This is a genomic window from Corynebacterium sp. KPL2850, from assembly GCF_040225855.1.
Classification (GTDB): Bacteria; Actinomycetota; Actinomycetes; order Mycobacteriales; family Mycobacteriaceae; genus Corynebacterium.
The window spans coordinates 33,257-54,176 of sequence record NZ_JBEHFV010000011.1 but is presented as its reverse complement, the minus strand read 5'-3'; the positions used below and the strand labels follow the sequence as shown (position 1 = coordinate 54,176).

At 59.5% G+C, this 20,920-nt stretch carries 20 protein-coding genes; 16 read left to right on the top strand and 4 right to left on the bottom strand.

The window, feature by feature from the left end:
- Positions 1-2: 2 nt before the first annotated feature.
- On the bottom strand, positions 3-1,355 hold the full coding sequence (locus tag ABRP93_RS05420; RefSeq protein ID WP_349887179.1) for an FAD-dependent oxidoreductase: 1,353 nt from the start codon (positions 1,353-1,355) through the stop codon (positions 3-5).
- A gap of 307 nt (positions 1,356-1,662) precedes the next feature.
- Here ABRP93_RS05420 and ABRP93_RS05415 point away from each other — a divergent pair, with 307 nt between their 5' ends.
- From ABRP93_RS05415 to ABRP93_RS05400, 4 genes are read left to right on the top strand one after another with little or no spacing between them, the layout of a single operon-like run.
- The gene (locus ABRP93_RS05415; RefSeq protein WP_284852117.1) at positions 1,663-3,339 is read left to right on the top strand and encodes a nitrite/sulfite reductase; all 1,677 of its coding nucleotides are present in this window, start codon (positions 1,663-1,665) and stop codon (positions 3,337-3,339) included.
- Complete coding sequence (locus ABRP93_RS05410) at positions 3,336-3,587, top strand: hypothetical protein (protein ID WP_005277497.1); 252 nt, start codon at positions 3,336-3,338, stop codon at positions 3,585-3,587. The genes ABRP93_RS05415 and ABRP93_RS05410 overlap by 4 nt, the downstream gene beginning before the upstream one ends.
- A 9-nt stretch (positions 3,588-3,596) precedes the next feature.
- On the top strand, positions 3,597-4,334 hold the full coding sequence (locus ABRP93_RS05405; RefSeq protein ID WP_349887178.1) for a sirohydrochlorin chelatase: 738 nt from the start codon (positions 3,597-3,599) through the stop codon (positions 4,332-4,334).
- Complete coding sequence (locus tag ABRP93_RS05400; RefSeq protein WP_349887177.1) at positions 4,328-5,347, top strand: sulfite exporter TauE/SafE family protein; 1,020 nt, start codon at positions 4,328-4,330, stop codon at positions 5,345-5,347. Before ABRP93_RS05405 ends, ABRP93_RS05400 begins: the two co-directional genes overlap by 7 nt.
- Here the strand turns inward: ABRP93_RS05400 and cobA are convergent.
- Positions 5,344-6,096: a uroporphyrinogen-III C-methyltransferase gene (gene cobA, locus ABRP93_RS05395; protein WP_349887176.1), complete on the bottom strand. Its 753-nt coding sequence runs from the start codon at positions 6,094-6,096 to the stop codon at positions 5,344-5,346. The two genes, ABRP93_RS05400 and cobA, sit on opposite strands and share 4 nt — an antisense overlap.
- Positions 6,097-6,137: 41 nt before the next feature.
- On the opposite strand from cobA, the gene ABRP93_RS05390 reads away from it, so the two are divergent.
- Both ABRP93_RS05390 and manA read left to right on the top strand, forming a co-directional pair.
- Entirely contained in the window at positions 6,138-7,187 is a 1,050-nt protein-coding gene (locus tag ABRP93_RS05390; protein ID WP_349887175.1) for an exopolyphosphatase, read from the top strand.
- 6 nt (positions 7,188-7,193) lie between these two features.
- Positions 7,194-8,447 (top strand): mannose-6-phosphate isomerase, class I, encoded by a 1,254-nt coding sequence (gene manA, locus ABRP93_RS05385; RefSeq protein WP_349887174.1) that lies wholly within the window; start codon positions 7,194-7,196, stop codon positions 8,445-8,447.
- Positions 8,448-8,567: 120 nt separating this feature from the next.
- Here the strand turns inward: manA and ABRP93_RS05380 are convergent, their stop codons facing one another.
- A complete protein-coding gene (locus ABRP93_RS05380; RefSeq protein WP_349851994.1) occupies positions 8,568-9,434 on the bottom strand; it encodes a hypothetical protein in 867 nt (288 codons plus the stop codon).
- A gap of 213 nt (positions 9,435-9,647) precedes the next feature.
- On the opposite strand from ABRP93_RS05380, the gene ABRP93_RS05375 reads away from it, so the two are divergent.
- The 8 genes from ABRP93_RS05375 (at position 9,648) to secA (ending at position 19,346) form a co-directional block, all read left to right on the top strand.
- Positions 9,648-10,001, top strand: a complete 354-nt coding sequence (locus ABRP93_RS05375) for a DUF4259 domain-containing protein (protein WP_349887173.1) — start codon at positions 9,648-9,650, stop codon at positions 9,999-10,001.
- A 63-nt stretch (positions 10,002-10,064) separates the two neighbouring features.
- The gene (locus ABRP93_RS05370) at positions 10,065-10,679 is read left to right on the top strand and encodes a dTMP kinase (protein ID WP_349887172.1); all 615 of its coding nucleotides are present in this window, start codon (positions 10,065-10,067) and stop codon (positions 10,677-10,679) included.
- 3 nt (positions 10,680-10,682) lie between these two features.
- Positions 10,683-11,375 carry an MtrAB system response regulator MtrA gene (mtrA, locus tag ABRP93_RS05365; protein ID WP_349887171.1) on the top strand — a complete coding sequence of 231 codons (693 nt, stop codon included), beginning with the start codon at positions 10,683-10,685 and terminating at the stop codon, positions 11,373-11,375.
- A 69-nt stretch (positions 11,376-11,444) separates the two neighbouring features.
- Complete coding sequence (mtrB, locus tag ABRP93_RS05360) at positions 11,445-13,304, top strand: MtrAB system histidine kinase MtrB (protein ID WP_349887186.1); 1,860 nt, start codon at positions 11,445-11,447, stop codon at positions 13,302-13,304.
- Entirely contained in the window at positions 13,304-15,049 is a 1,746-nt protein-coding gene (lpqB, locus tag ABRP93_RS05355; protein WP_349887170.1) for an MtrAB system accessory lipoprotein LpqB, read from the top strand. Before mtrB ends, lpqB begins: the two co-directional genes overlap by 1 nt.
- Before the next feature lie 251 nt (positions 15,050-15,300).
- Positions 15,301-15,741 (top strand): ComF family protein, encoded by a 441-nt coding sequence (locus ABRP93_RS05350; RefSeq protein WP_349887169.1) that lies wholly within the window; start codon positions 15,301-15,303, stop codon positions 15,739-15,741.
- 136 nt (positions 15,742-15,877) lie between these two features.
- Positions 15,878-16,522, top strand: coding sequence for a ribosome hibernation-promoting factor, HPF/YfiA family (gene hpf, locus ABRP93_RS05345; RefSeq protein WP_023025625.1), 645 nt, complete (start codon positions 15,878-15,880; stop codon positions 16,520-16,522).
- Between the two features lie 238 nt (positions 16,523-16,760).
- Positions 16,761-19,346: a preprotein translocase subunit SecA gene (secA, locus tag ABRP93_RS05340; protein WP_349887168.1), complete on the top strand. Its 2,586-nt coding sequence runs from the start codon at positions 16,761-16,763 to the stop codon at positions 19,344-19,346.
- Between the two features lie 82 nt (positions 19,347-19,428).
- On the opposite strand, the gene ABRP93_RS05335 is transcribed toward secA, so the two are convergent.
- Complete coding sequence (locus ABRP93_RS05335; protein ID WP_284643374.1) at positions 19,429-19,812, bottom strand: hypothetical protein; 384 nt, start codon at positions 19,810-19,812, stop codon at positions 19,429-19,431.
- 177 nt (positions 19,813-19,989) lie between these two features.
- On the opposite strand from ABRP93_RS05335, the gene ABRP93_RS05330 reads away from it, so the two are divergent.
- Positions 19,990-20,400: an HAD-IA family hydrolase gene (locus ABRP93_RS05330; RefSeq protein WP_349863711.1), complete on the top strand. Its 411-nt coding sequence runs from the start codon at positions 19,990-19,992 to the stop codon at positions 20,398-20,400.
- The gene (locus ABRP93_RS05325) at positions 20,400-20,915 is read left to right on the top strand and encodes a DUF6912 family protein (RefSeq protein WP_005277532.1); all 516 of its coding nucleotides are present in this window, start codon (positions 20,400-20,402) and stop codon (positions 20,913-20,915) included. The genes ABRP93_RS05330 and ABRP93_RS05325 overlap by 1 nt, the downstream gene beginning before the upstream one ends.
- Positions 20,916-20,920 lie beyond the last annotated feature (5 nt).

Sequence of the window (20,920 nt, the reverse complement as noted above, 5' to 3'; positions counted from 1 at the left end):
AATTACTGCGCGCGGGAGTGGGCGACCATGTCTTCCCACTCCACGTACTTCTTTCGCTCGCGGCCTTCGCGCTCGCCCAAAGCGCGCTCAGCGGCATCGAGGCGCTGCCAATCCTGCCAGGTGAGGTAGTCGATGCCCTTATCTGCGAAGGCCTCGGTGATATCGCCGGCGGTGGGGGACGGTAGGGTGCCCGCGGCGGCATCATCAAGCAGCATGCCAATGGTTTCACTGGCATCGGACTTGGTATTGCCAATCAGGCCCACGGGCCCGCGTTTTACCCAGCCGGTGGTGTAGAGGCCAGGCACGATGGCGCCCTCTTCGTCGATGACGTGGCCGCCGTCATTGTTGATGACGTTTTTCTCGCTATTAAATGGCACGCCATCCACTGCGTCCGAACGGTAGCCCGTGGCAAAGTAGACCGCTTGCACCGGCCACGTGGTGAATTTACCCGTCCCACGCACGCTGCCATCGCCGGTCAGCTCTGTGCGCTCCGTTTTAATCCCGCTGACTCGGCCGTTCTCACCGAGGATTTCCACAGGCTGCTCGAAGAGGTGGATCTGCAGCGTATGCGGGGCCTTTTTAGGATCGCGAATGGCATATTGCTCAAGAACCTGGCACACCAAATCCGTGGACTTGCTGGAAGCGCGCGCCTCCAGCGAGGCCTCATCGTAATCAATATCTTCGGGGGAGACGACCACATTGATATTCTCCGAGTGGTCGAGCTCTTTGAGCTCCTGCGGGGTGAACTTGGCTTGGGCGGGCCCGCGACGGCCGAAGACGCGCACGGTCTCTGCTTTATTTTGTGCCAGTGAATCGTAGACATTATCGGCGATTTCGGTCACCTTAAGCTCATCGCCCGTCTTAGCCAAGATGCGCGAGACGTCCAGGCCCACATTGCCTACGCCGATGACGGCGACCTCGCTGGCGGAGAGATCCCACTCGCGCTCAAAGCGTGGATTGCCATCATAGAAGCCCACGAACTCACCGGCGCCGTGCACTCCCTGTAGCTGCGCGCCGGGGATTTCGCGGTGGCGATCGCCTACTGCTCCGGTGGCGAAGATGACGACATCGTAGTGCTGCTGCAGCTCGTCCACGTTGATATCGCGGCCGATGTGAACGTTGGTAAGCAGGCGAATCTGCTCAGTATCTAAGACGCGGTGCAGGGATTTAATGATTCCTTTAATGCGTGGATGGTCGGGGGCCACGCCGTAGCGGATGAGGCCGAAGGGGGCGGGCATCTGTTCAATGAGATCGATGCGCACGTTTCCGCCGGTCTTTTTTACCAGGATGTCGGAGGCATAAATGCCGGCGGGACCGGCACCGATGACTGCTACGTTTAAGGGTTTATCTGACACGGTAATTCTGCCTTTCTTGTATGCGTATTCTCCCGCGGCGATGCGAGGAGGAAATGGAGTCCTCAACGGATATGCGCAAATAGACTAAATGGTCTATTTGCGGCAGGTGAGTGCGGGAATTCTCTTAACAGAGTGAACCGTATGGTCTGTTTGCGCACAAGTGGGATATTTAGATTCTTTATTAGATCTCTTTAAGATGCTGGTCACAGCATTAATGAAAGTGAAAATAAAACAGACCGCTTTGTCTGTACTCTATAGACGGGTAGGTTTTCCTTCAACGCTTTGAAAGGGAGGTCTACACCACATTATGGCTACCGCAACGACGACCAAACGCAAGCCACGCGCCAATAAGCCCGAAGGCCAGTGGAAAATTGACGGTAAGGAACCGTTGAATAACGATGAGGCCATCAAGCAGGACGATGGTGGCCTTTCTGCCAAGCAGCGCGTGATAGACATCTACTCCAAGCAGGGATTTTCCTCCATCCCGCCGGAGGATTTAGCGCCGCGTTTTAAGTGGTTAGGGCTGTATACGCAGCGCAACCAGAACCTGGGCGGGGAGATGACCGCCAAGTTATCTAACGCGGAATTGCAAGATGAATACTTCATGATGCGCGTGCGCTTCGATGGCGGCCGCGCTGATCCAGCAAAGCTGCGCGCGGTGGGAGAAATCTCGCGCGATTATGCCCGCTCCACCGCGGACTTTACGGACCGCCAGAATATTCAGCTGCACTGGATCCAGATCGAAGACGTGCCCACCATCTGGGACAAGCTCGAATCTGTGGGCCTAGGCACCTTGATGGGATGCGGCGATGTGCCGCGCGTTATCTTGGGCTCGCCGGTCGCGGGAGTTGCCGAGGATGAAATCATCGATGCCACCCCAGCCATCGAGGAGATTAAGAATAATTACTTACCGCGCGAGGAGTTCCATAACCTTCCCCGCAAGTTCAAAACCGCTATTTCCGGCAATGCGCGCCAGGACGTTACGCACGAAATTCAAGACGTCGCCTTCGTGGGCGTCAACCACCCGGAATATGGGCCCGGCTTTGACTGCTTCGTGGGCGGGGGACTGTCCACTAACCCGATGCTCTCGCAATCCCTAGGCGCGTGGGTGCCACTCGAGCGCGTGCCGGAGGTGTGGGCCGGAGTAGTCAGCATCTTCCGCGACTACGGCTTCCGCCGCAACCGCAACCGCGCGCGCCTGAAGTTCTTGGTGGCTAAATGGGGCATCGAAAAGTTCCGTCAGGTACTCGAGGAGGAATACCTGGAGAAGCCGCTGGCCGATGGCATCCCGCTCGAGGTCAATCCCGGCAGCCGTGATCACCTGGGCGTGCACAAGCAAAAGGACGGCAAGTTCTACGTCGGCGTGAAACCCACCGTGGGCCACGCGACGGGCGAACAGCTCATCGCCATTGCCGATGTAGCAGAAAAGTTCGGCATTTCGCGCATCCGTACCACCCCGATGAAGGAATTGCTCTTCCTCGATGTGGAGGAAGACGATATTCCGGCGCTCTCGCGCGCGCTAGATGAAACAGGGCTGTATTCCCAGCCCACAGAGTTCCGCCGCGGCGTCATTTCCTGCACCGGGCTGGAATTTTGCAAGTTGGCGCACGTGACCACGAAGGCCCGCGCCATCGAATTGGTAGACATCCTCGAAGACACCCTAGGGGATTTGGATGTGCCCATTTCCATCGCACTCAACGGCTGCCCCAATGCGTGCGCGCGCTCCCAGGTGTCCGATATCGGGCTCAAGGGTCAGATCGTCACCGATGCCGATGGCAACCGCGTAGAGGGCTTCCAAGTCCACCTGGGCGGTGCCCTAGGCCTTTCACCTGACTGGGGCCGCAAGCTCCGCGGGCACAAGGTTGTTGCCGATGAGGTACCGGACTACGTCATTCGGCTGGTCAATAAATATAAGGAACAACGCGAAGAAGGTGAGCAGTTCCGCCACTGGGTACTGCGCGCCGAGGAGGAAGATTTGCAGTGAATTTCCGCCGTAAGCCTAATCCCAATCGCAATCACCCCACCTTTTGCCCCTACTGCGCCGGCACCGATCTCTTCCCGGATGAAGAAGACGATTTTGCCTGGAACTGCCAGGAATGCCTGCGCGTATTTTCGGTCCGCTTCCACGGACAAGACGATGCCCCCGTAGCACCGGCCCCGGCTGTTTCCTCCACCGAAGCCCTGCAGCGCTCCCTAGCCCGCCGCGGACACTCCACGGCTCCAGTGGATTAAGGATGGACCATGACCGCACTCATTACCTTGTCCCACGGCTCGCGCCATCCAGGCGCCGCCGCCGGCATTGAACGGCTCACCCAGGCCGCTGCCGCCGCGATACCAGGCCGACCTGCTTATCGTGCGGCGCACCTAGAGTTCAATACTCCCGATCTCACCGGAGCTGCAGTCGATCTCGCTCGTTGCGGGGAGGATACGGCCGTAGTCATTCCATTGCTCTTTACGCAGGGTTACCACCAGCGCGTTGACGTTCCCCGCGTTATCGCTGCGGCTGAAGAAGCTTCAGGCGTGCGCTTGGTACAAGGCGAGTGCTTGGGCGGAGGGCGCGCCGCAGAGCATGGTGTACGAGATGTGGGCAGGCGGGAAGCCGCAGAAGCGGACCTGGCGGCGGTGCTCGCGGCACGCGCAAGGCCGGAAGATACCCACCACGTCATCTACTCCGTCGGTTCCTCTGATGCTGCGGCCAATGACTCCATCCGCAGGCTTACCGCTCGGGTTTCTCAACTCACTGGCGTCCCCGCCACGGCCGCGTTCGCCACCCGGGGTGGCAGCAATGACATCCATGCATTGGCGAGGAGCACTGCGCGAATGCGGGTTATCCCGCTCTTTGTCACCGCAGGACTGCTCCTTAAACCACTGTCATCTACCCCCAGCAATGTCACCGTCGATCCCGTTCTGGGTACCGACCTAGCTGGCATCGTTGCTGCTCACTATCACATCGCCCAGGAGGTCGGTGTCCCATGTTAACCCTTATTTTAATCGCCGTGGCCGGCGCGGCCGCCCAGCTTGTCGATGGCGGCATCGGCATGGGCTTCGGCGTCACCTCAACCACCATCCTTCTCCTCGCGGGCCTTGGGCCCGCCCAAGCCTCTGCCGTAGTCCACACCGCCGAGTTGGGAACCACCGCCATGTCTGGCCTCAGCCACGCCCGCTTTGGCAATGTGGACTGGAAAACCGTCTTCCGGCTGGGCGTGCCGGGGGCCATCGCGGCGTTTATCGGCGCCACGGTTCTCTCCAATATCTCCACCGATGCGGCCGCTCCCATTACTGCGCTCATCTTGGTGGCCATCGGCAGCAACCTCATCTGGCGCTTCTCCCGCCCGCGCCGGGCGAAGTTCGTGCAAAAGCGCAGCCACTCCACCCCGTTCTTGATTGGTCTCGGCTCCGTCGGCGGCTTCGTTGACTCCACCGGTGGTGGTGGCTGGGGTCCGGTGTCTACCTCGACGCTTATGGCCATTGGTCGCGAGCAGCCCCGCCGCATCGTCGGCACGGTAAATACCGCCGAATTCCTAGTCACACTGGGTGCTACCCTCGGCTTCGTCGTTGGATTGTGGCAGGATATCGTCGCCAACCTCTCCGCCGTGTTGGCCCTGCTCATCGGTGGTTCCATTGCCGCGCCGATTGCGGCATGGGTAATTTCCCGGATTGAGCCGGTCGTCCTCGGTGGCCTCGTGGGTACGGCCATCGTGGCGCTGAATATCGGCAAGGTCTTAGGCGGGCTAGAAACCTACTTCGGGCTGACGGTGCCGGGCTTCGTCTCCCCGCTACTCATGGTCTTGATCCTCGTTGTGGGTATTTCCGCCACCATCCACGGCGCGCGGGCGACCCGCGCGGCCCGTGCGAGGGAGCTGGAAGCCGAAAACGCCGAGACCAAGGCACACGCGGAATTTCATGCTGCAGGCTTTGCGCACAACGCGGCCGGTGCCTCCAAGGATGTGAACATCGTGGAGGACTCCGCACCGCAGGCGGATAAGGCCTAATCCGCGGCTGGGTCGAGGCCGGCAACCTCGCCAATGACATAAACGGCGGGGGAGGAGACATTGTTATCCTCCATCGTCTGCGCAAGGCGCGCTAACTCACAGCGAAATTCCCGCTGCGTGTCCAAGGTGCCCTCCTGGATAATCGCGCACGGTGTCGAGCCAGCGAGCCCACCGTCTTGCAATGCCCTGGCAATCGCCGGGGCATTTTTCACGCCCATGATGATGGATAAGGTCGCGCCGGACTGGGCCAGGGCATGCCAATCCACCAAGGACTTCTCGTGCCCGGGAGGCAGGTGGCCCGACACAACGGTAAAGCCGTGGACCATTCCTCGCTGGGTGACGGGGATGCCGATGCCCTCGGGCACGGAAATGGCGGAGGTCACCCCCGGGATGACGGTGATGGGGATAGATGCCTGGGTTAGGGCCTGTACCTCTTCAAAGCCGCGGCCGAACACGAAAGGATCGCCGCCTTTAAGTCGCGCTACCTTCCGCCCGGCTTGGGCGTGCTCGATAAGCAGCTCGTTGATCTTGTCCTGGGTGATCGACTTCTTGTAGGGCAGCTTGGAGACATCGATAAGCTCCTTGGCGGAAATATCGCAGAGCTTATCCAATTGTGGGGCCGGGCCCAGGTGATCGGTCAAGATGACCTCGGCTTCCTGTAAGGCGCGCATACCGCGAACCGTAATCAGGTCCCACGCGCCGGGGCCGCCACCTATAAGGGATACGGGATGAATCTGTGCTGACGTCATGCCGCACCATCTTAGTGGGAGCCAGACTATGCTAGAGCGATATGGATAACGGTTTCACTGATGGTTCCGCCTATGACACCGAAACGGTGCGATTTTTTGATGTTGCCCACGAAGGTGCGCAGATTCGTCTGCTCGCCGGGCAAATGGAGCGCTGGGGTGAAATCCTCAACGGGCTCAACCCGCGCTCCCTGGTCATCTTGCCCACCGATGCCATCGCCCGTGAGGCAGCGCACCTCGGCGTCGGCTTAGCCGAGCCGTTGCGCATTCCACTGGTAGTAACGGAATCGCTGCCGCAATACGTGGGTGCGCTCGATATCGTCGTGGCGGTGGGCGAGCCCGCAGAATGCGATTGGTCCTCCCGCGCGCTCATCGCGGCGAGCCAGCGCGGTGCCACCACCATCCTGGTGGGCCCGACAAGCGGCCCCTTGGTAGAGGATTGCCCGGAAGACACCTTGATTGCCCCGTCGCTTCCCACCGCGGAAGGCTGTTCGCCGGCGCGGTTTATCACGGCCCTGTACGCGTTGTGCAGCATCGTGCATACCTCCCCGCATGCGGTGCGCGAGGAATTAGAGGAGATTGCCGCGGCCGTGGACCGCGAGATCGAACAGCTTTCTCCAGAGCGCGATGATGCCATCAATCCGGGCCGGCAGCTGCGCGAATACGCTGAGGGCGCGCGGATTATCCACTCTTGTGTCAACGATCCCTATGCGTATGCTGAGCGCCGTGAGCGCGTGCACATCGATACCCTGGTCGCCCGGATGGCCGCGACCATCTGGGCCGTGCACGGGCTGCCCGGCACCTTTGTCGAGCCCGCTGACCTGCGCGGCGCGCTCGACCGGGATGCCGAATCCAGCACGGCGTCCACGCCTGCCGATGACCTTTTCTACGATCCCTTCATCGACGGTGCTGGCGCGGATGCACCTTTGATACCCTTGAAGGTGATTTTCTGGGGGCAGGAAGAGGCGAACCTGCCCAACTCGCTTGCAGTCCGCAGCATCGACCCGGAACCGGGCCTTGGGCATCTTGCCCGCTCACTGCAGCTTATTACGCGGAGTTTTGCCGCGACCGCCTACGAGATTTCTAAAGGATAGAAATAAATGCAATTACTGGAAGGCGCTACCCGCAACTATTCGTGGGGTTCGCGCACCCTCATCCCTGAGCTGCGGGGCGAAGAAGCCGCAGAAAAGCCGGTGGCTGAACTCTGGTTTGGCTCCCACCCAGGCGATCCCTCCACAGTGGATGGTCAGTTGCTCAACGAGGTTATTGCGGCGGATCCAGAAGGCCAGTTGGGTACGCGAGTCTACAAAGAATACGGCGATAACCTGCCATTTCTGTTGAAGATCCTCGCCGCCGAAGACCCGCTATCCTTGCAGGCCCACCCGTCCAAGGAGCAGGCCGAAGAGGGTTTCGCCCGCGAAAACGAGGCGGGCATTGCCTTACAGGCCGCAAACCGCAATTACAAGGACGATAACCACAAGCCGGAACTCATCGTGGCGCTGTCGGATTTCTACGCCATGGCGGGTTTCCGTCCCCTGGTACAAACCCGCGAGCTCTTTGCCGCTCTAGAGTGCCCAGAGCTTGAGCGCTACTTGGCCATGCTTGACGATGACCCCGCGGAATCCTCCGAATCCGCCAACCTTCGGGTGCTTTTCACCACGTGGATTACCATCCCTTCGGCCAAGCGCAAGGAGCTCATTAAGGCCATCGTTGCCGCCGGCGAGCGCCTGATTGCTGCCGATCCGACGGATTGGAAGGCGCGGGTCATGGCTACGGTGGTGGACCTTAATGACCGTTATCCTGGCGATATTGGCGTGCTTGGTGCGCTCTTGCTTAACCACATCGAGCTTGCCCCGGGCGAGGCCGTCTACCTCGACGCCGGACAACTCCACGCGTATGTCTCCGGTCTTGGCGTAGAAATCATGGCCAATTCCGATAATGTCTTGCGCGGCGGATTGACCCCGAAATTCGTGGATGTGCCGGAGTTGGTGAAGGTCTTGACCTATGCGGCCGCCAATGAGCCGCGGGTGCAGCAAAAAGATAAGCGGAACCAAGACAACGTCCACGGCGCCGAGGCTTGGTCCTATCCGGTGCCCATCGATGAGTTCTTGCTCGACCGCGCCGAGCTCGGGCCGGATTCTTCCGTCGACCTCGATTATGACGGCCCCACCATCGCCTTGTGCACCGCGGGTTCCCTCAGCTTGCGCAATGCCGCAGGCGAGGAATTGATCCTTGCCCCGGGCCAGGCCGCATGGCTGCCAGCCTCCGATGGAATGGTTACCGCCCAAGCTCACGCTGTAAATGGGGAAAATCCTGAGGGCCGCACGGCGCAACTATTCGTCGCCCGAGTCTAAAGGACCTTATAACTGTGCCCCCCTTGCTGGAAAATCCCAGCAAGGGGGGCCTTTTAGGTCTTGGCCGCGTTTGGCTGAGGCTAACTCCCTGATACCAGTTGTGCTAGCCGCGTAGAGGACTTAACGCGCGGCGGAAGATCCTGCGGCAGAGCTTCCTGTTGCCGGGAGATCCGTGGGCTCCTGGTTGCCGGACTGTTGCGTAGGGGCAGGCTTCCCGGTTGCTGCCGGCTCGGCGTGTGATTTGTTTTTCGCCTGCGGTGCGCTAGAAGGCGCTCCCGCTCCGGCACCGTGCCCCTCTGTGGTGGCGTCAGGAGCCGCTGGGGTGCGCTGCGCGCTCCCCTTTGTATATGACTTTTGTGGAGTCTGCGTCGATGGCGGCTCCGGGGTTTCTGATCCGGCGGGTTCTACCGGTTTTCCGGACTCTCCACCCTGATCGCCTTGACCTGGCTTTTCTTCGCCTGGGGCAGGGGAGGGAGCAGATGAGCTTGGTGCTGGGGAGGACGGCGCTTGGTTATCCGGCTTGCTGGGGGTATCTGGGACTGCCTGCCTAGTGCCGGCGCCGTTACCACTCTGCGGAGCCTGGCCGCCCTGTGTGGACGGGGCGTTATTAGCGGAAGCGTCTGGAGAGTACACATTTCCGGGGCGGTACACCTTGGTAGGGCGGGTGGCCGCGTGGGGATGCGTGACGGCATTGGGCGCCAAGTATGGGTCCGTCGTTTTCGGGTGCTGATGGTCTGATTCATCAGCGCCAGAATTGGACTTTGCTGGGGCGGAGTTTTCCGTCGAAGGCTTTTTATGTGTCGACGATGTCGTCGATTCTTCAGCGGAGGTATTTTTTGGTGCCACAGTAGAGGTCGGGGACTCATTCGCGGCATTGGAGTAATGGGCGCTCGGAGTGCTCATGCGCCACACGCCCACTCCCACGACGACGGCGGCGATAAGGCCGAGCACGATGAATACGTACACGCGGCGTGAATCTGGTTTCATCGTGCCCTCCTTTCTTGGGTGTATAGGGTGGGTAACAAGTTGATAACGAGAGTATCATGCATTGGAATTCCCGCGACAGCCTGCAGATTCTGTGATATGTAAACAACACAGAGATAAGAAATCATATTCCTTATGCAATCCTTTTCATGCCCGATTTTTCTGCGCCGGAAAAGCGTGTATAAATGGCGCTAAACCCCGTCGAAGGAGTGAGAGATGAGCAGCTGGGACGAAGAGATTTTTAGCACCGATCTCAACGTGGATTTTCTAGATGAATTGGCAAACCTCGATGAAGAAGGGGTAATCCGCGCGGTACAAGATGCCTGCGAGGTAGCCCGCAGCAAGAACGATTTAACCGAAGAAGAACAACTCAACGCCCATGCTGCGGCCACGATCGCCGCCATTTGGGCGGGTGCGCCGTTCAGCGCCAGCGAAACCGTCGAGGACTACCCCTATATTAGGGACTTGGTGGGAACCGTTGACGATGCCTTGACCGAAAACGCCCTTGAGATCTTGGACACCGTCGAAGAAGACTACGACATGGAACCGTTTATCGAGGCACTTTCTTAAAACCCACCTCCCTCGGTGCCGCAGGCGCCGCCTAGGAGCAGAAAGGATTCTGCATATCTCACCATGCTTATAAGCATTGAAGGCATTGACGGCGCCGGAAAAAATACACTTGCGACCGCAGTGCGGGACGCCCTCCAAATCCCAGTAAAAACCGTTTCCTTTCCGCGTTATGAGACCTCCATCCACGCGCAGCTAGCGCGCGAGGCGCTCTACGGAAAGATGGGCGACCTTACGGATTCGGCCTATGCCATGGCCACGCTTTTCGCCCTCGACCGCTTTGGGGTAAAAGAGGAATTACTGGCGGCGAAGCAAACGCGCGAGGTAGTGATCCTAGACCGCTATGTAGCCTCTAACGCTGCCTATTCCGCGGCCCGGTTGCGCGACGATAGCCTTTTCCAGTGGGTTTATGACCTAGAATTTGGCACCTTGGGCCTGCCACAAGCAGACCTGCAGGTGTATGTGGATACGGCGGTGGAGGTGGCATCGGCAAGAGCGCAGTCCCGAGCCGCCAGTGATTCCACCCGCGAGCGCGACCACTATGAACGCGATGGGGGATTGCAGGAGCGCACCGCCGCCGCCTATCGGCGCTTAGTCGAATCTGGGTGGGGCGGGCGCTGGATCGCCACCGCCGATGCGGATACTATTACGGCAGCGATAAATGACCTTGTAGGAGATTAAAACGTGGCGCCAACGATTTTGGTTGTGGATGATGATCCAGCGATCTCGGAAATGCTGACCATTGTCCTTGAATCTGAGGGACTCAATCCGGTCCCCGTCATGGATGGCAACGAGGCCGTTCCTGCCTTCCGCGAGCACGAACCGGATCTCATCCTTTTGGACCTCATGCTGCCGGGCATGAATGGTGTGGATATCTGCCGCACCATCCGGCGCGAATCCGCGGTGCCCATTGTCATGCTCACCGCCAAGACCGATACCGTGGATGTGGTCTTAGGCCTTGAATCTGGCGCGGATGACTACATCACCAAGCCTTTTAAGCCGAAGGAGCTCATCGCCCGCATTCGGGCGCGCCTGCGCCGTACCGATTCCGCGGAGCCAGAAACCCTGGAGGTTGCCGATCTGGTCATCGACGTGCCGGAACACACGGTGCGCCGTACCGATGGCACCGAATTAAACCTGACCCCGCTGGAGTTCGATCTCCTGCTGGAAATGGCGCGCCACCCAGGGCAGGTGCACACCCGCGAATCGCTGCTGGAATCCGTCTGGGGCTACCGCAATGCCTCCGATACTCGTTTGGTCAACGTGCACGTGCAGCGCCTGCGCGCCAAGATCGAACACGATCCGGAAGATCCGCAGATCGTGCTGACCGTGCGTGGCGTGGGATATAAGACCGGCAAGGCCGGTGCCGGGGAGTAAGGAATCATCAGAATTCTAGACCGCGTGCGGCGCATACGTGACGCCATAGTAGATACGCTGCGCACCTCATTGCAGGCGCGCGTTATCGGCATGATTGTGGTCGCCTCCTCAGTGGTCATGATCATCTTGGCCTACGCCTTAGTCTCCGTGCTGACCCAGCGGTTGGTATCCCAAAAAGAAGACGTGGCGCTGCAGGAACTCGAGCGCGCCCGCACGGCGGTGGAACAGCAAATCGATGCCACCAGCTCGGCCAATTCGGTGCAGGTGCGCATCAATTCCGCGCGCGCTTCTTTGGATCAGCTCTCTGCGCAACAAGGCGATGCGCAGGCCGTGTATGAACCCGTCATCGTGGTGGAAAACCAGGATGGATCCATCACCACCTCGCCGGAGGATTTCCCGGTACCGGAACAAATGCGAGAGATGGTGGGCCAGGACCAGATTGCGCAGCAGTATTATCCGGTCCCGCGCGGAAATGGCGATTACTATAACGCGCTCATGGTGGGCACGCCCACCGATGCAGAGATTCCGAATTTGCAGGTCTACCTGGCTCTTTCCATGGAATCGGAAGAATCCACGATGGCGCTGATGCGCGGCTTGCTCTCTGCCGCCGGCGTGGTGGTCGTGGTCTTGCTGGTGGGCATTGCCTGGTTGGCTACCCAGCAGGTCATTACCCCGATTAAGTCCGCGTCCCGCATTGCCCAGCGCCTAGCCGCCGGCCATCTTAAGGAGCGCATGGCCGTGGACCGGGACGATGAGATGGGCCGGCTTGCCGCCTCCTTTAATAATATGGCGGATAAATTGTCCTCCCAGATTGCGCAGCTGGAGGAATACGGCGATTTGCAGCGGCAATTTACTTCCGATGTCTCGCACGAGCTGCGCACACCCATTACCACCGTGCGCATGGCTGCAGACCTCATCGAATCCGAGGCTGATAGCCTGCCCGCGGGCGCGCAGCGCGCCTCCAAGCTCATGTCCAGGGAACTAGATCGCTTCGAGGAGCTGCTCGCGGATCTGCTAGAGATTTCCCGCCACGATGCCGGCGTGGCGGACCTATCTACCACGGCCATTGACCTGCGATCCTGCGTGGATGCTGCGTACCGCCAGGTTGAGCACCTGGCACAGAAGCTCGACGTAGAAGTGGTTCGCAATATGCCGGACGAGCGAATTACCATCCAAGCCGATTCGCGCCGCATCGAGCGCATCCTGCGCAACCTCTTGGCCAATGCCATCGATCACTCCGAGGGCAAACCCGTGGTGATCGATATCGCCACCACGGACAAGGCTGTGGGCGTGGCCGTCACGGATCACGGTGTGGGCCTCAAACCCGGGCAAGAAGAGCTAGTATTCAACCGTTTCTGGCGCGCGGATTCTTCCCGCAAGCGCCACTCCGGCGGCACCGGGCTAGGCCTTGCCATTGCCCGCGAGGATGCGGCCCTGCACGGCGGTACGCTCGACGCCTTTGGCGTGTTCGGCTTCGGTTCCCGCTTCCGCCTCATCATCCCGCGCGAGCCGAATGCCGAGATTGGTGAAGAGCCCATCTCCCGCGAGATTCCAGGCGCTCCAGGAACGGGTTCTGACTCTGCGCACGCTGCGCTTGCCGATGCCCCTGCTTCCTCCGACTCCAGCGGCGCAGCTGGCGCCGCGAATGCTGGCACTGCGGATACTAGTACCGAGGATGCTGAGGAAGCGGAAGCTGATGCAGCGGAGGATGGTGCAGCAGAAGATAGGGGCGAGGCGTCCGCCGGTGGGACATCGCCAAGCAATAGCTCAGTGGTAGGCCGCGGAATTGGTATCGACGATGACTCCGCCGACGCAGCCGAGGCCGATGGCGATGGCATCCTGTGGCCCTCCGAACGCGAGCGCAACCGAGGGGCCGCGTCGCCAGAGAGGCGCTCCTATAAGGCGCCGGATTTTAAGGGGGATAAATAATGAATTCGGTCGTACCTAACGGATTGTGGCGGCGGAGCACCGCAGTGGGCGCGGTGGCGGCGCTGTGCTTTGTCACAGCCTGTTCAACCTTGCCGCACGATACGAGCCCCCAAGTCGTAGGCACTTACCACAAACAGGCCGATGGCCCGGAAGAGGTTATTACCCCAGAGGTGGGGGCGGACCCGGACCTTACCCTGCGCGATTTTTACCGCGCTGCGGCCGTTCCAACCAATGATCACGATGCAGCCCGTGGATTCCTCACGGATTCCGCCCGCGGGGTCTGGGATTCCTCGGGTGATGTCATGGTGGTCGATAGCCTGGATATCGTGACCGCGCCCGATAAGAAACAAGATCCAGCGGAGGACGTGCGCTCATTTAATGTCCGGGGCACCATCATCGGACGGCTCAAATCCGGTGGGGCTTATGTACCGGAAAATGAAGGCTACGAAGCTACCATCGATATGAAAATGGTGGATGACCAGTGGCTTATTGATGGGTTGCCGGCCGGATTGGTGATTGAGCGCAATGAGCTGCGCAATCATTACACCCCGCAGTCGCTCTATTTTTATAAACAAACCGATGATGTCCTCGTCCCGGATCGCCGGTGGCTCTATAAAGGCAGCGAAGAATCCGAATCCACGCTGATTACCCTTTTGATGGAAGGCCCATCCAGTAGCATCGCCCCGGCTACCCGCCGAGCAGCGGATGAACAGGTCACCTTTGCTGGCTACGACACTGAAAACGGATACCAGTTCGAGGGTCTGTCAGATTTGGATGAAAATGACCGCACCCGCTTTGCCGCGCAATTGGTCTGGACGCTTTCCGATGCCGGGCATATTGGCCCCTTCAAGATCAAGGCCGATGGCAGCAATCTGGTAGAAGGCATGGATACCGTCAGCGTGGATGATTTTGCTGACTATAACCCCAAGGTCAATAGCAATTCCCTGTCCACGCTATACGCCTTGAACGAGGGCAACGTGCTGGAAGTCGATAGTGGGGTAGCCGAGCCTATCAAGGGGGCCTTGGGCTCGAGCGGCAATGTGCAGTCAGTTGATGTCACCGAATCCGGCATGATTGCAGCGGTCAGCCGGAAGCCTAGTGGCGATTTTAAGCTGCAGATGGGCGAAATCGGATCCGCTATGCAGGACTCGGTCGACGGCAAGACACTGGCGCGGCCCACCTTTGAATTTAATGGGCAAGCCGCCTGGACGGTGGTAGATGGTGACCGCATCGTACGCGTCGTGCGTTCCAAGACCACCGGGCGGATTTCAGAATCCGAGGTCGATGCGCGCAGCATCGACGAGATTGAGGGTGAGATCTCCGTTATCCGCCTCTCCCATAGCGGCGCACGCGCGGCGATGATCATTGATGGCCACGTTTACATCGCCGCGGTGGCCCAATCCAGCAGTGGCGATAAGCGCATCGTCAATGCCCGCGAGGTGGGCCCAGAGGTTTCCGGATCGGCATTATCGCTGGATTGGAATAACGATGGCTCGCTCATCGTCGGTACGTCGTCTGGGCAGTCGCCGGTATGGCGCATCGAGCAGGATGGCTCTTCGGCCTCTACTATGCCGACGGGTAATATCACCGCCCCGGTAGTCGCGGTGGCGACCTCGCCATCGAAGCTATATATAACGGATTCCCATGCCATGTTGGAGCTTCCCGCCACGGTGGTAGATGAGGTGAACTGGCGCGAGGTGCCTGGCCTGCAGGGTCGGCGTTCTTCGCCTATCGTGTCCGATTAGAAGGCGGTTGCGCCCTAGACGGCGCAGCAAAAGCTTTTCGGGGGATGGGGCGGTGGTGCGCAGTGAGCGTGCGAGAACTGATATTTCCGCGTGCGTGTGCGGGGTGCCGCGCGCCCGGACATGTCTTGTGTGCGCAGTGCCGGGAGCACCTGCGCCAGGCTCCTTACCTGGTAAGCCGCCCGCGGCTTTTGGGAGCACCGGTATTTGCCTTAGGGCCCTATTCCGATATTCGCCGCAATATCATCATCAGCATGAAAGAACAGGGCAATAGGGAGGTGCGCGATCATATCGGTGCGGTGGTGGCCGCAGGCGTGGCGCACTTGGCTGCCCGCGGCGAGATTCCCCGCGAGCTGTGCCTAGTGCCGGCACCTACTCGTCGCCGCTCAGCGCGCATGCGCGGCGGCGATCCCGTGACGGCCATGTGCCAGGGTGCGGCGCGCCGGCAACGGTCCCTGCAGGTGAGCGAGGCGCTTACCATGGGTGCGGATACGGCGGATCAATCCGAGCTCAATGCGCAGGATAGATGGGCGAACCTGCAGGGGCGAGTGGGGGTTAGCGCCCCAGTGAGCGGTGAGCCGGCGCTGCTTGTCGATGACGTTATAACCACCGGCGCCACCCTCGCGGCCAGTATGGCGGCCCTGCACGCCGCCGGCGCCACGGTGTACGGGGCGTTGGCCTTCGCGGATGCTTAAGGTACATCACAAAGTGGGGTGTACGGTGTTACCCCCTAATACCATCAGGTCATAACCACTGGTATTATTAAAGGTGTCACAGAGGAACAGTTACTGTGATTGTTTCTAGTCCCCACTACCAAAGGGAGGCATCTCAATGTCCCAGCCAAATAATGCTCAGGTAACGATTACGGGCCGTAACGTTGAAGTACCGGAACACTTCCAAGAGCGCGTCAACGAAAAGCTGGCAAAGATTGAACGCCTTGATCCCACATTGACCTTCTTCCACGTGGAGTTGCAGCACGAGCCAAACCCACGCCGCGAAGCAGAGTCCGACCGCATCCAGATCACTGCGACCGGTAAGGGTCACATCGCCCGCGCAGAGGCTAAGGAAGACTCTTTCTACGCAGCGCTGGAAACCGCGATGGGGAAGATGGAACGCTCCCTGCGCAAGGTGAAGGTGCGCCGTGAATACGTCAAGGGCGGCCACCGCGCGCAGAAGGGCACCGGCGAAATCGCCGCAGAGATGGTTGCGGAGGCAGAAGCACAACGCGCCAAGGAAGAGCGCCTGGTCGATCCTTATGCTGAGACCGTCGAGGATGTTCGCCCCGGCCAGATCGTGCGCACCAAGGAGCACCCGGCCACCCCGATGAGCGTGGATGATGCCCTGAGCGAAATGGAGCTGGTTGGCCACGATTTCTTCCTCTTTGTTAATGAGGAAAACAATAAACCATCTGTGGTTTACCGCCGCCACGCTTTCGACTACGGCATCATCTCCTTGTCTGAGGATGCAGAGGGCTAGAACCTCCAGCGCCCGCCTAGAGCGCTAAACCACTTCTCCCTCCTTCCTGCCTATCGGGCTATTGCTCGATGAGGTGGGGAAGGGGGGGATTTGTCATGCTGTGAGCTATCCGTTTTCTTAGTGTCCTTAGTGTGAAATCACTATCGTTTAAGGGCGGGTAGAACGCGACAAGGGCAGTGGCGTGAGTACAATTGCGGGAAGTTAACGAATGTGTCGCGATAAGAAGGACTAACGAATAGTGTTTGGACTTTCCAAGCTGCTGCGCGCGGGCGAGGGCCGTACGGTCAAGCGCCTGGGCAAAATTGCAGACGATGTAATTGCACTCGAGGATCAGTACGCGGAGCTTTCGGACGATGAGCTAAAGGCCAAGACTGACGAGTTCAAGACTCGCCTGAAAGATGGCGAAGAAAAGAACGACATCTTGCTCGATGCTTTTGCTACCGTCCGCGAAGCCGCTTGGCGCGTCCTGGGACAAAAGCACTACCCCGTGCAGATCATGGGCGGCGCCGCCCTGCACTTTGGCAATGTGGCTGAGATGCGCACCGGTGAGGGTAAGACCCTGACCTCCCTGTTGCCCGCTTACCTCAACGCTTTGGAGGGCGAGGGCGTTCACATCGTCACGGTCAATGACTACTTGGCCAAGCGTGACGCCGAGATGATGGGTCGTGTTCACCGCTGGTTGGGCCTGTCCGTAGGGGTTATCTTGGCAGAAATGCGCCCGCAAGAGCGCAAGGAAGCCTACGACTGCGACATCACCTACGGCACCAATAATGAGCTGGGCTTTGATTACCTGCGCGATAACATGGTACGTACCCTCAATGATGTAGTTCAGCGCGGCCACAATTTCTGCATCGTGGATGAGGTGGACTCGATTCTTATCGATGAAGCCCGTACCCCACTCATCATTTCCGGCCCGGTTGATGGTTCCTCCCAGTTCTACGGCGTCTTTGCGCAGCTGGCGCCGCGCATGCGCGAGGGAATCCACTACGAAGTGGACCACAAAAAGCGCACCATTGGTGTCTTGGAAGAGGGCGTGGAGTACGTCGAAGATCAGCTCGGCATTGAAAACCTCTACGCGCCGGAGCACTCCCAGTTGGTTTCCTACCTCAATAACGCGTTGAAGGCCAAGGAGCTATTTACCCGCGATAAGGACTACATCGTTCGCAACGGCGAAGTCATGATCGTGGATGGCTTCACCGGCCGCGTTTTGGCGGGACGCCGCTACAACGAAGGCATGCACCAGGCCATTGAGGCCAAGGAGCAGGTGGAGATCAAAAACGAGAACCAGACGCTGGCGACGGTTACCCTGCAGAACTTCTTCCGCCTTTATGAAAAGATTTCCGGCATGACCGGTACCGCGGAAACGGAAGCCGCGGAGCTGCATTCCATCTATGGGCTGGATGTGGTTCCTATTCCTACCAATAAGCCGAATCAGCGCACCGACCACTCGGACCGCATTTACAAGACGCAAGAGGCAAAATTCGCCGCAGTGGTTGATGATATTGCAGAACACGTCGAAAACGGCCAACCGGTGCTAGTTGGTACCACCTCTGTGGAGCGCTCCGAATACCTGTCGCAGTTGCTTTCCAAGCGCGGCGTGCAGCACAACGTGCTCAACGCCAAGCATCACGAAGAAGAGGGCCAGATCATTGCCCGTGCGGGCCGCCCCGGCACCGTGACCGTGGCAACCAACATGGCGGGTCGTGGTACCGATATCGTGCTCGGTGGTAACCCGGAAGTCATCCTCGATGAAAAGCTGCGCGAACGCGGCCTCGACCCCTTCGAGGATGAGGAAAAGTACCAGGAAGCCTGGGAAGCCGAGATCGACGGGGAGAAAGAGCGCTCGAAGCGCTTGGGCGACGAGGTGCGCGAATCGGGCGGACTCTATGTTTTGGGTACCGAGCGCCACGAGTCCCGCCGCATTGATAACCAGCTGCGCGGTCGTACCGGCCGTCAGGGCGACCCAGGCGAGACCCGCTTCTACCTGTCCATGCGCGATGAATTGATGGTGCGCTTTGTGGGCCAGTCCATGGAGCACATGATGAACCGCCTCAACGTGCCCGATGATGTCCCCATCGAGGCCAAGATGGTCTCGAATTCCATTAAGGGCGCCCAGGCGCAGGTGGAGAACCAAAACTTCGAGATGCGCAAGAACGTGCTGAAGTACGATGAGGTGCTCAATGAGCAGCGCAAGGTGGTCTACTCCACGCGCTATTCCATCCTCGATGCTGATGACATCAAGGACGATATCCGCACCATGATCGATGACACAGTCTCTGCCTACGTCGCGGGTGCTACGGCTACCGGTTATGTCGAAGACTGGAACCTCGAGGAACTCTGGAACGCCCTTGAGGCGCTTTACGGCCCCACGATGTCCCCGGACGAGTTAGTAGAGGGCTCCGAGTACGGTTCCCCAGGCGAGCTCACCGCGGAGCAACTGCGCGATGCCCTCGTCACCGACGCGAACCGGGAGTACGACAAACTGGAGGAAGCCGTTTCTGCCATCGGCGGCGACAAGCAGATGCGCAATACCGAGCGCATGGTCATCCTGCCGATCATTGACCAGAAATGGCGCGAGCACCTCTATGAGATGGACTACCTCAAGGAGGGCATCGGCCTGCGTGCGATGGCGCAGCGCGACCCGCTGGTGGAATACCAGAAGGAGGGCGGCGATATGTTCAATGCCATGAATGAAGGCGTGAAGGAAGAAACCGTGCGCCAGTTGTTCATGCTGCGCAAGCAGTTCAAGCAGCAGGAAGAAAACCAAGAATCCGGCGGTGACTCGGGCTCTGGCCCTGCAGGCCAAGAAACCGTAGAGGCATAACGCTGCAGCGTCCTTTCGCACCCCCTTCCTCTGCCTCCCCGCCTTCGCGTGGTAAGGAGAGCGGGAGGGGGCACTGTCAGTTTTAGAGCAGCCGAAACGAGCGCAGCCCCTGGTCCGTGGCGGAGCCGGTAAAGGCGTGGCGGTGGGTGCCGATGACCGCGGAACCGAAGTATTCGCCATTAGGCCGCGCGTGCAGGCTGGTAAGGCGCAGGGTATCGGTGTCATAGGGGCTTTCCCGCCGGTGCACCCAGGAGCCAATATGAAGGCGGATGGAATCCGAAAAGCGCGGGGAATTGAGCTGGGCAAGCGGGCGGTAGCCGGCGGCGACCTCAAGGATGAAGACGACCCAGGCTTGGATATGGTGCTGGGCGGCAACCTCTGCCGTAGTGGGCAGGCGGCCGTAATGGATGCGGTGCGGGGCGATATACAGCTTGAGATGGGAGTAGCCGGGAATGGGCTCATACATGGTGAAATGAGTGCTCCTGCGAAAAAGGGCAGGGAGGCGAACGCGTGATAATTATCTCATGGGGGCGCTGCGCGCGCTATTTCTGGCAGGTTCCTGTATGAGGCGGGCGAGAATATAAGCGCAGTTCGCTATACTTTCGAGGGTTACAAAGAATTCGTGTACTGAAGGATTAAAAATATGCGTGGTCTCATCGTTGACTATGTCGGCGTCCTCGATGGCGCTGAAGAGGACAATCGCCGCTGGAAGGCATTGCTATCCGCGGCGAAGGCAAATGGTGCCGCAACCGCTATCTTGTCTAATGACCCGGGCGGTTCCGGCGCTGAGCACATTCGCGAGTGGGAATACCGCGGCAACGTCGATGCCGTGGTGTTGTCTGGAGAAATCGGGGCGGAAAAGCCGGAGGCTGCGGCCTTCCAAGCGGCTGCCGATGCCCTCGAGCTGCCCTTGAGCGATTGCGTGATGGTCGATGATTCGATCCTTAATGTGCGCGCCGCCGTCGATGCCGGGATGATCGGTTTCTTGTACACCAGCTTCGACCGCGTGTCCGTAGAAATTCAAGCCGTATTCGATATTGAAGGGGAATTTTAGTGGCTGAAGCCCGCGTCTATATTCCGGCGACCTATGCCATGTTGGCGGAGCTCGCAGAAACTGGTACGCTCGCGGCGCGTTCCGGTTGGGGTTTCATGGTTACCCCGGCCCTGCGAGATTTTTATACCGCAGGAGATGAAGAAGAGATAGCCTACTCCGCCTTCCTTGAGGCCTCTATGGCCTCGCTGCGCCTGTTGACCATTGGGGACGAGGAGAAGTTCCCACACCGGCGCGTGGTTATTTCCATTGACGTTGATGACACTGCAGTTACCCCGCGCCCAGATATGGGCGAGCCGGTGGTAGAGCTCCAACCGGCGCAATTTGGCACCGATAACCTCGCCGCCATTCACGTCGATATTGAAGAATCCGAAGAGGCAACCGCCAAGGCCATTGAGGCCATCGATTCCGCAGACCTGGGAGATGAGGATGCGGAGCTCGCGGTGGGCGATGCCCTGGATAACTTCATGGCCTTCTACCACCCCACGGAGCTGCCCTTCCTCGTGGAATTGCTTTAAGCCGC

Excerpts from the sequence above, each read along its gene's own strand:
- ABRP93_RS05335 (WP_284643374.1), bottom strand. The coding sequence starts at position 19,812 with ATGTATGAGCCCATTCCCGGCTACTCCCATCTCAAGCTGTATATCGCC.
- ABRP93_RS05415 (WP_284852117.1), top strand. The coding sequence starts at position 1,663 with ATGGCTACCGCAACGACGACCAAACGCAAGCCACGCGCCAATAAGCCC.
- ABRP93_RS05370 (WP_349887172.1), top strand. The coding sequence starts at position 10,065 with ATGCTTATAAGCATTGAAGGCATTGACGGCGCCGGAAAAAATACACTT.
- ABRP93_RS05330 (WP_349863711.1), top strand. The coding sequence starts at position 19,990 with ATGCGTGGTCTCATCGTTGACTATGTCGGCGTCCTCGATGGCGCTGAA.
- ABRP93_RS05350 (WP_349887169.1), top strand. The coding sequence starts at position 15,301 with ATGAAAGAACAGGGCAATAGGGAGGTGCGCGATCATATCGGTGCGGTG.
- ABRP93_RS05405 (WP_349887178.1), top strand. The coding sequence starts at position 3,597 with ATGACCGCACTCATTACCTTGTCCCACGGCTCGCGCCATCCAGGCGCC.
- ABRP93_RS05380 (WP_349851994.1), bottom strand. The coding sequence starts at position 9,434 with ATGAAACCAGATTCACGCCGCGTGTACGTATTCATCGTGCTCGGCCTT.
- cobA (WP_349887176.1), bottom strand. The coding sequence starts at position 6,096 with ATGACGTCAGCACAGATTCATCCCGTATCCCTTATAGGTGGCGGCCCC.
- manA (WP_349887174.1), top strand. The coding sequence starts at position 7,194 with ATGCAATTACTGGAAGGCGCTACCCGCAACTATTCGTGGGGTTCGCGC.
- ABRP93_RS05375 (WP_349887173.1), top strand. The coding sequence starts at position 9,648 with ATGAGCAGCTGGGACGAAGAGATTTTTAGCACCGATCTCAACGTGGAT.
- hpf (WP_023025625.1), top strand. The coding sequence starts at position 15,878 with ATGTCCCAGCCAAATAATGCTCAGGTAACGATTACGGGCCGTAACGTT.
- lpqB (WP_349887170.1), top strand. The coding sequence starts at position 13,304 with ATGAATTCGGTCGTACCTAACGGATTGTGGCGGCGGAGCACCGCAGTG.
- ABRP93_RS05400 (WP_349887177.1), top strand. The coding sequence starts at position 4,328 with ATGTTAACCCTTATTTTAATCGCCGTGGCCGGCGCGGCCGCCCAGCTT.
- ABRP93_RS05390 (WP_349887175.1), top strand. The coding sequence starts at position 6,138 with ATGGATAACGGTTTCACTGATGGTTCCGCCTATGACACCGAAACGGTG.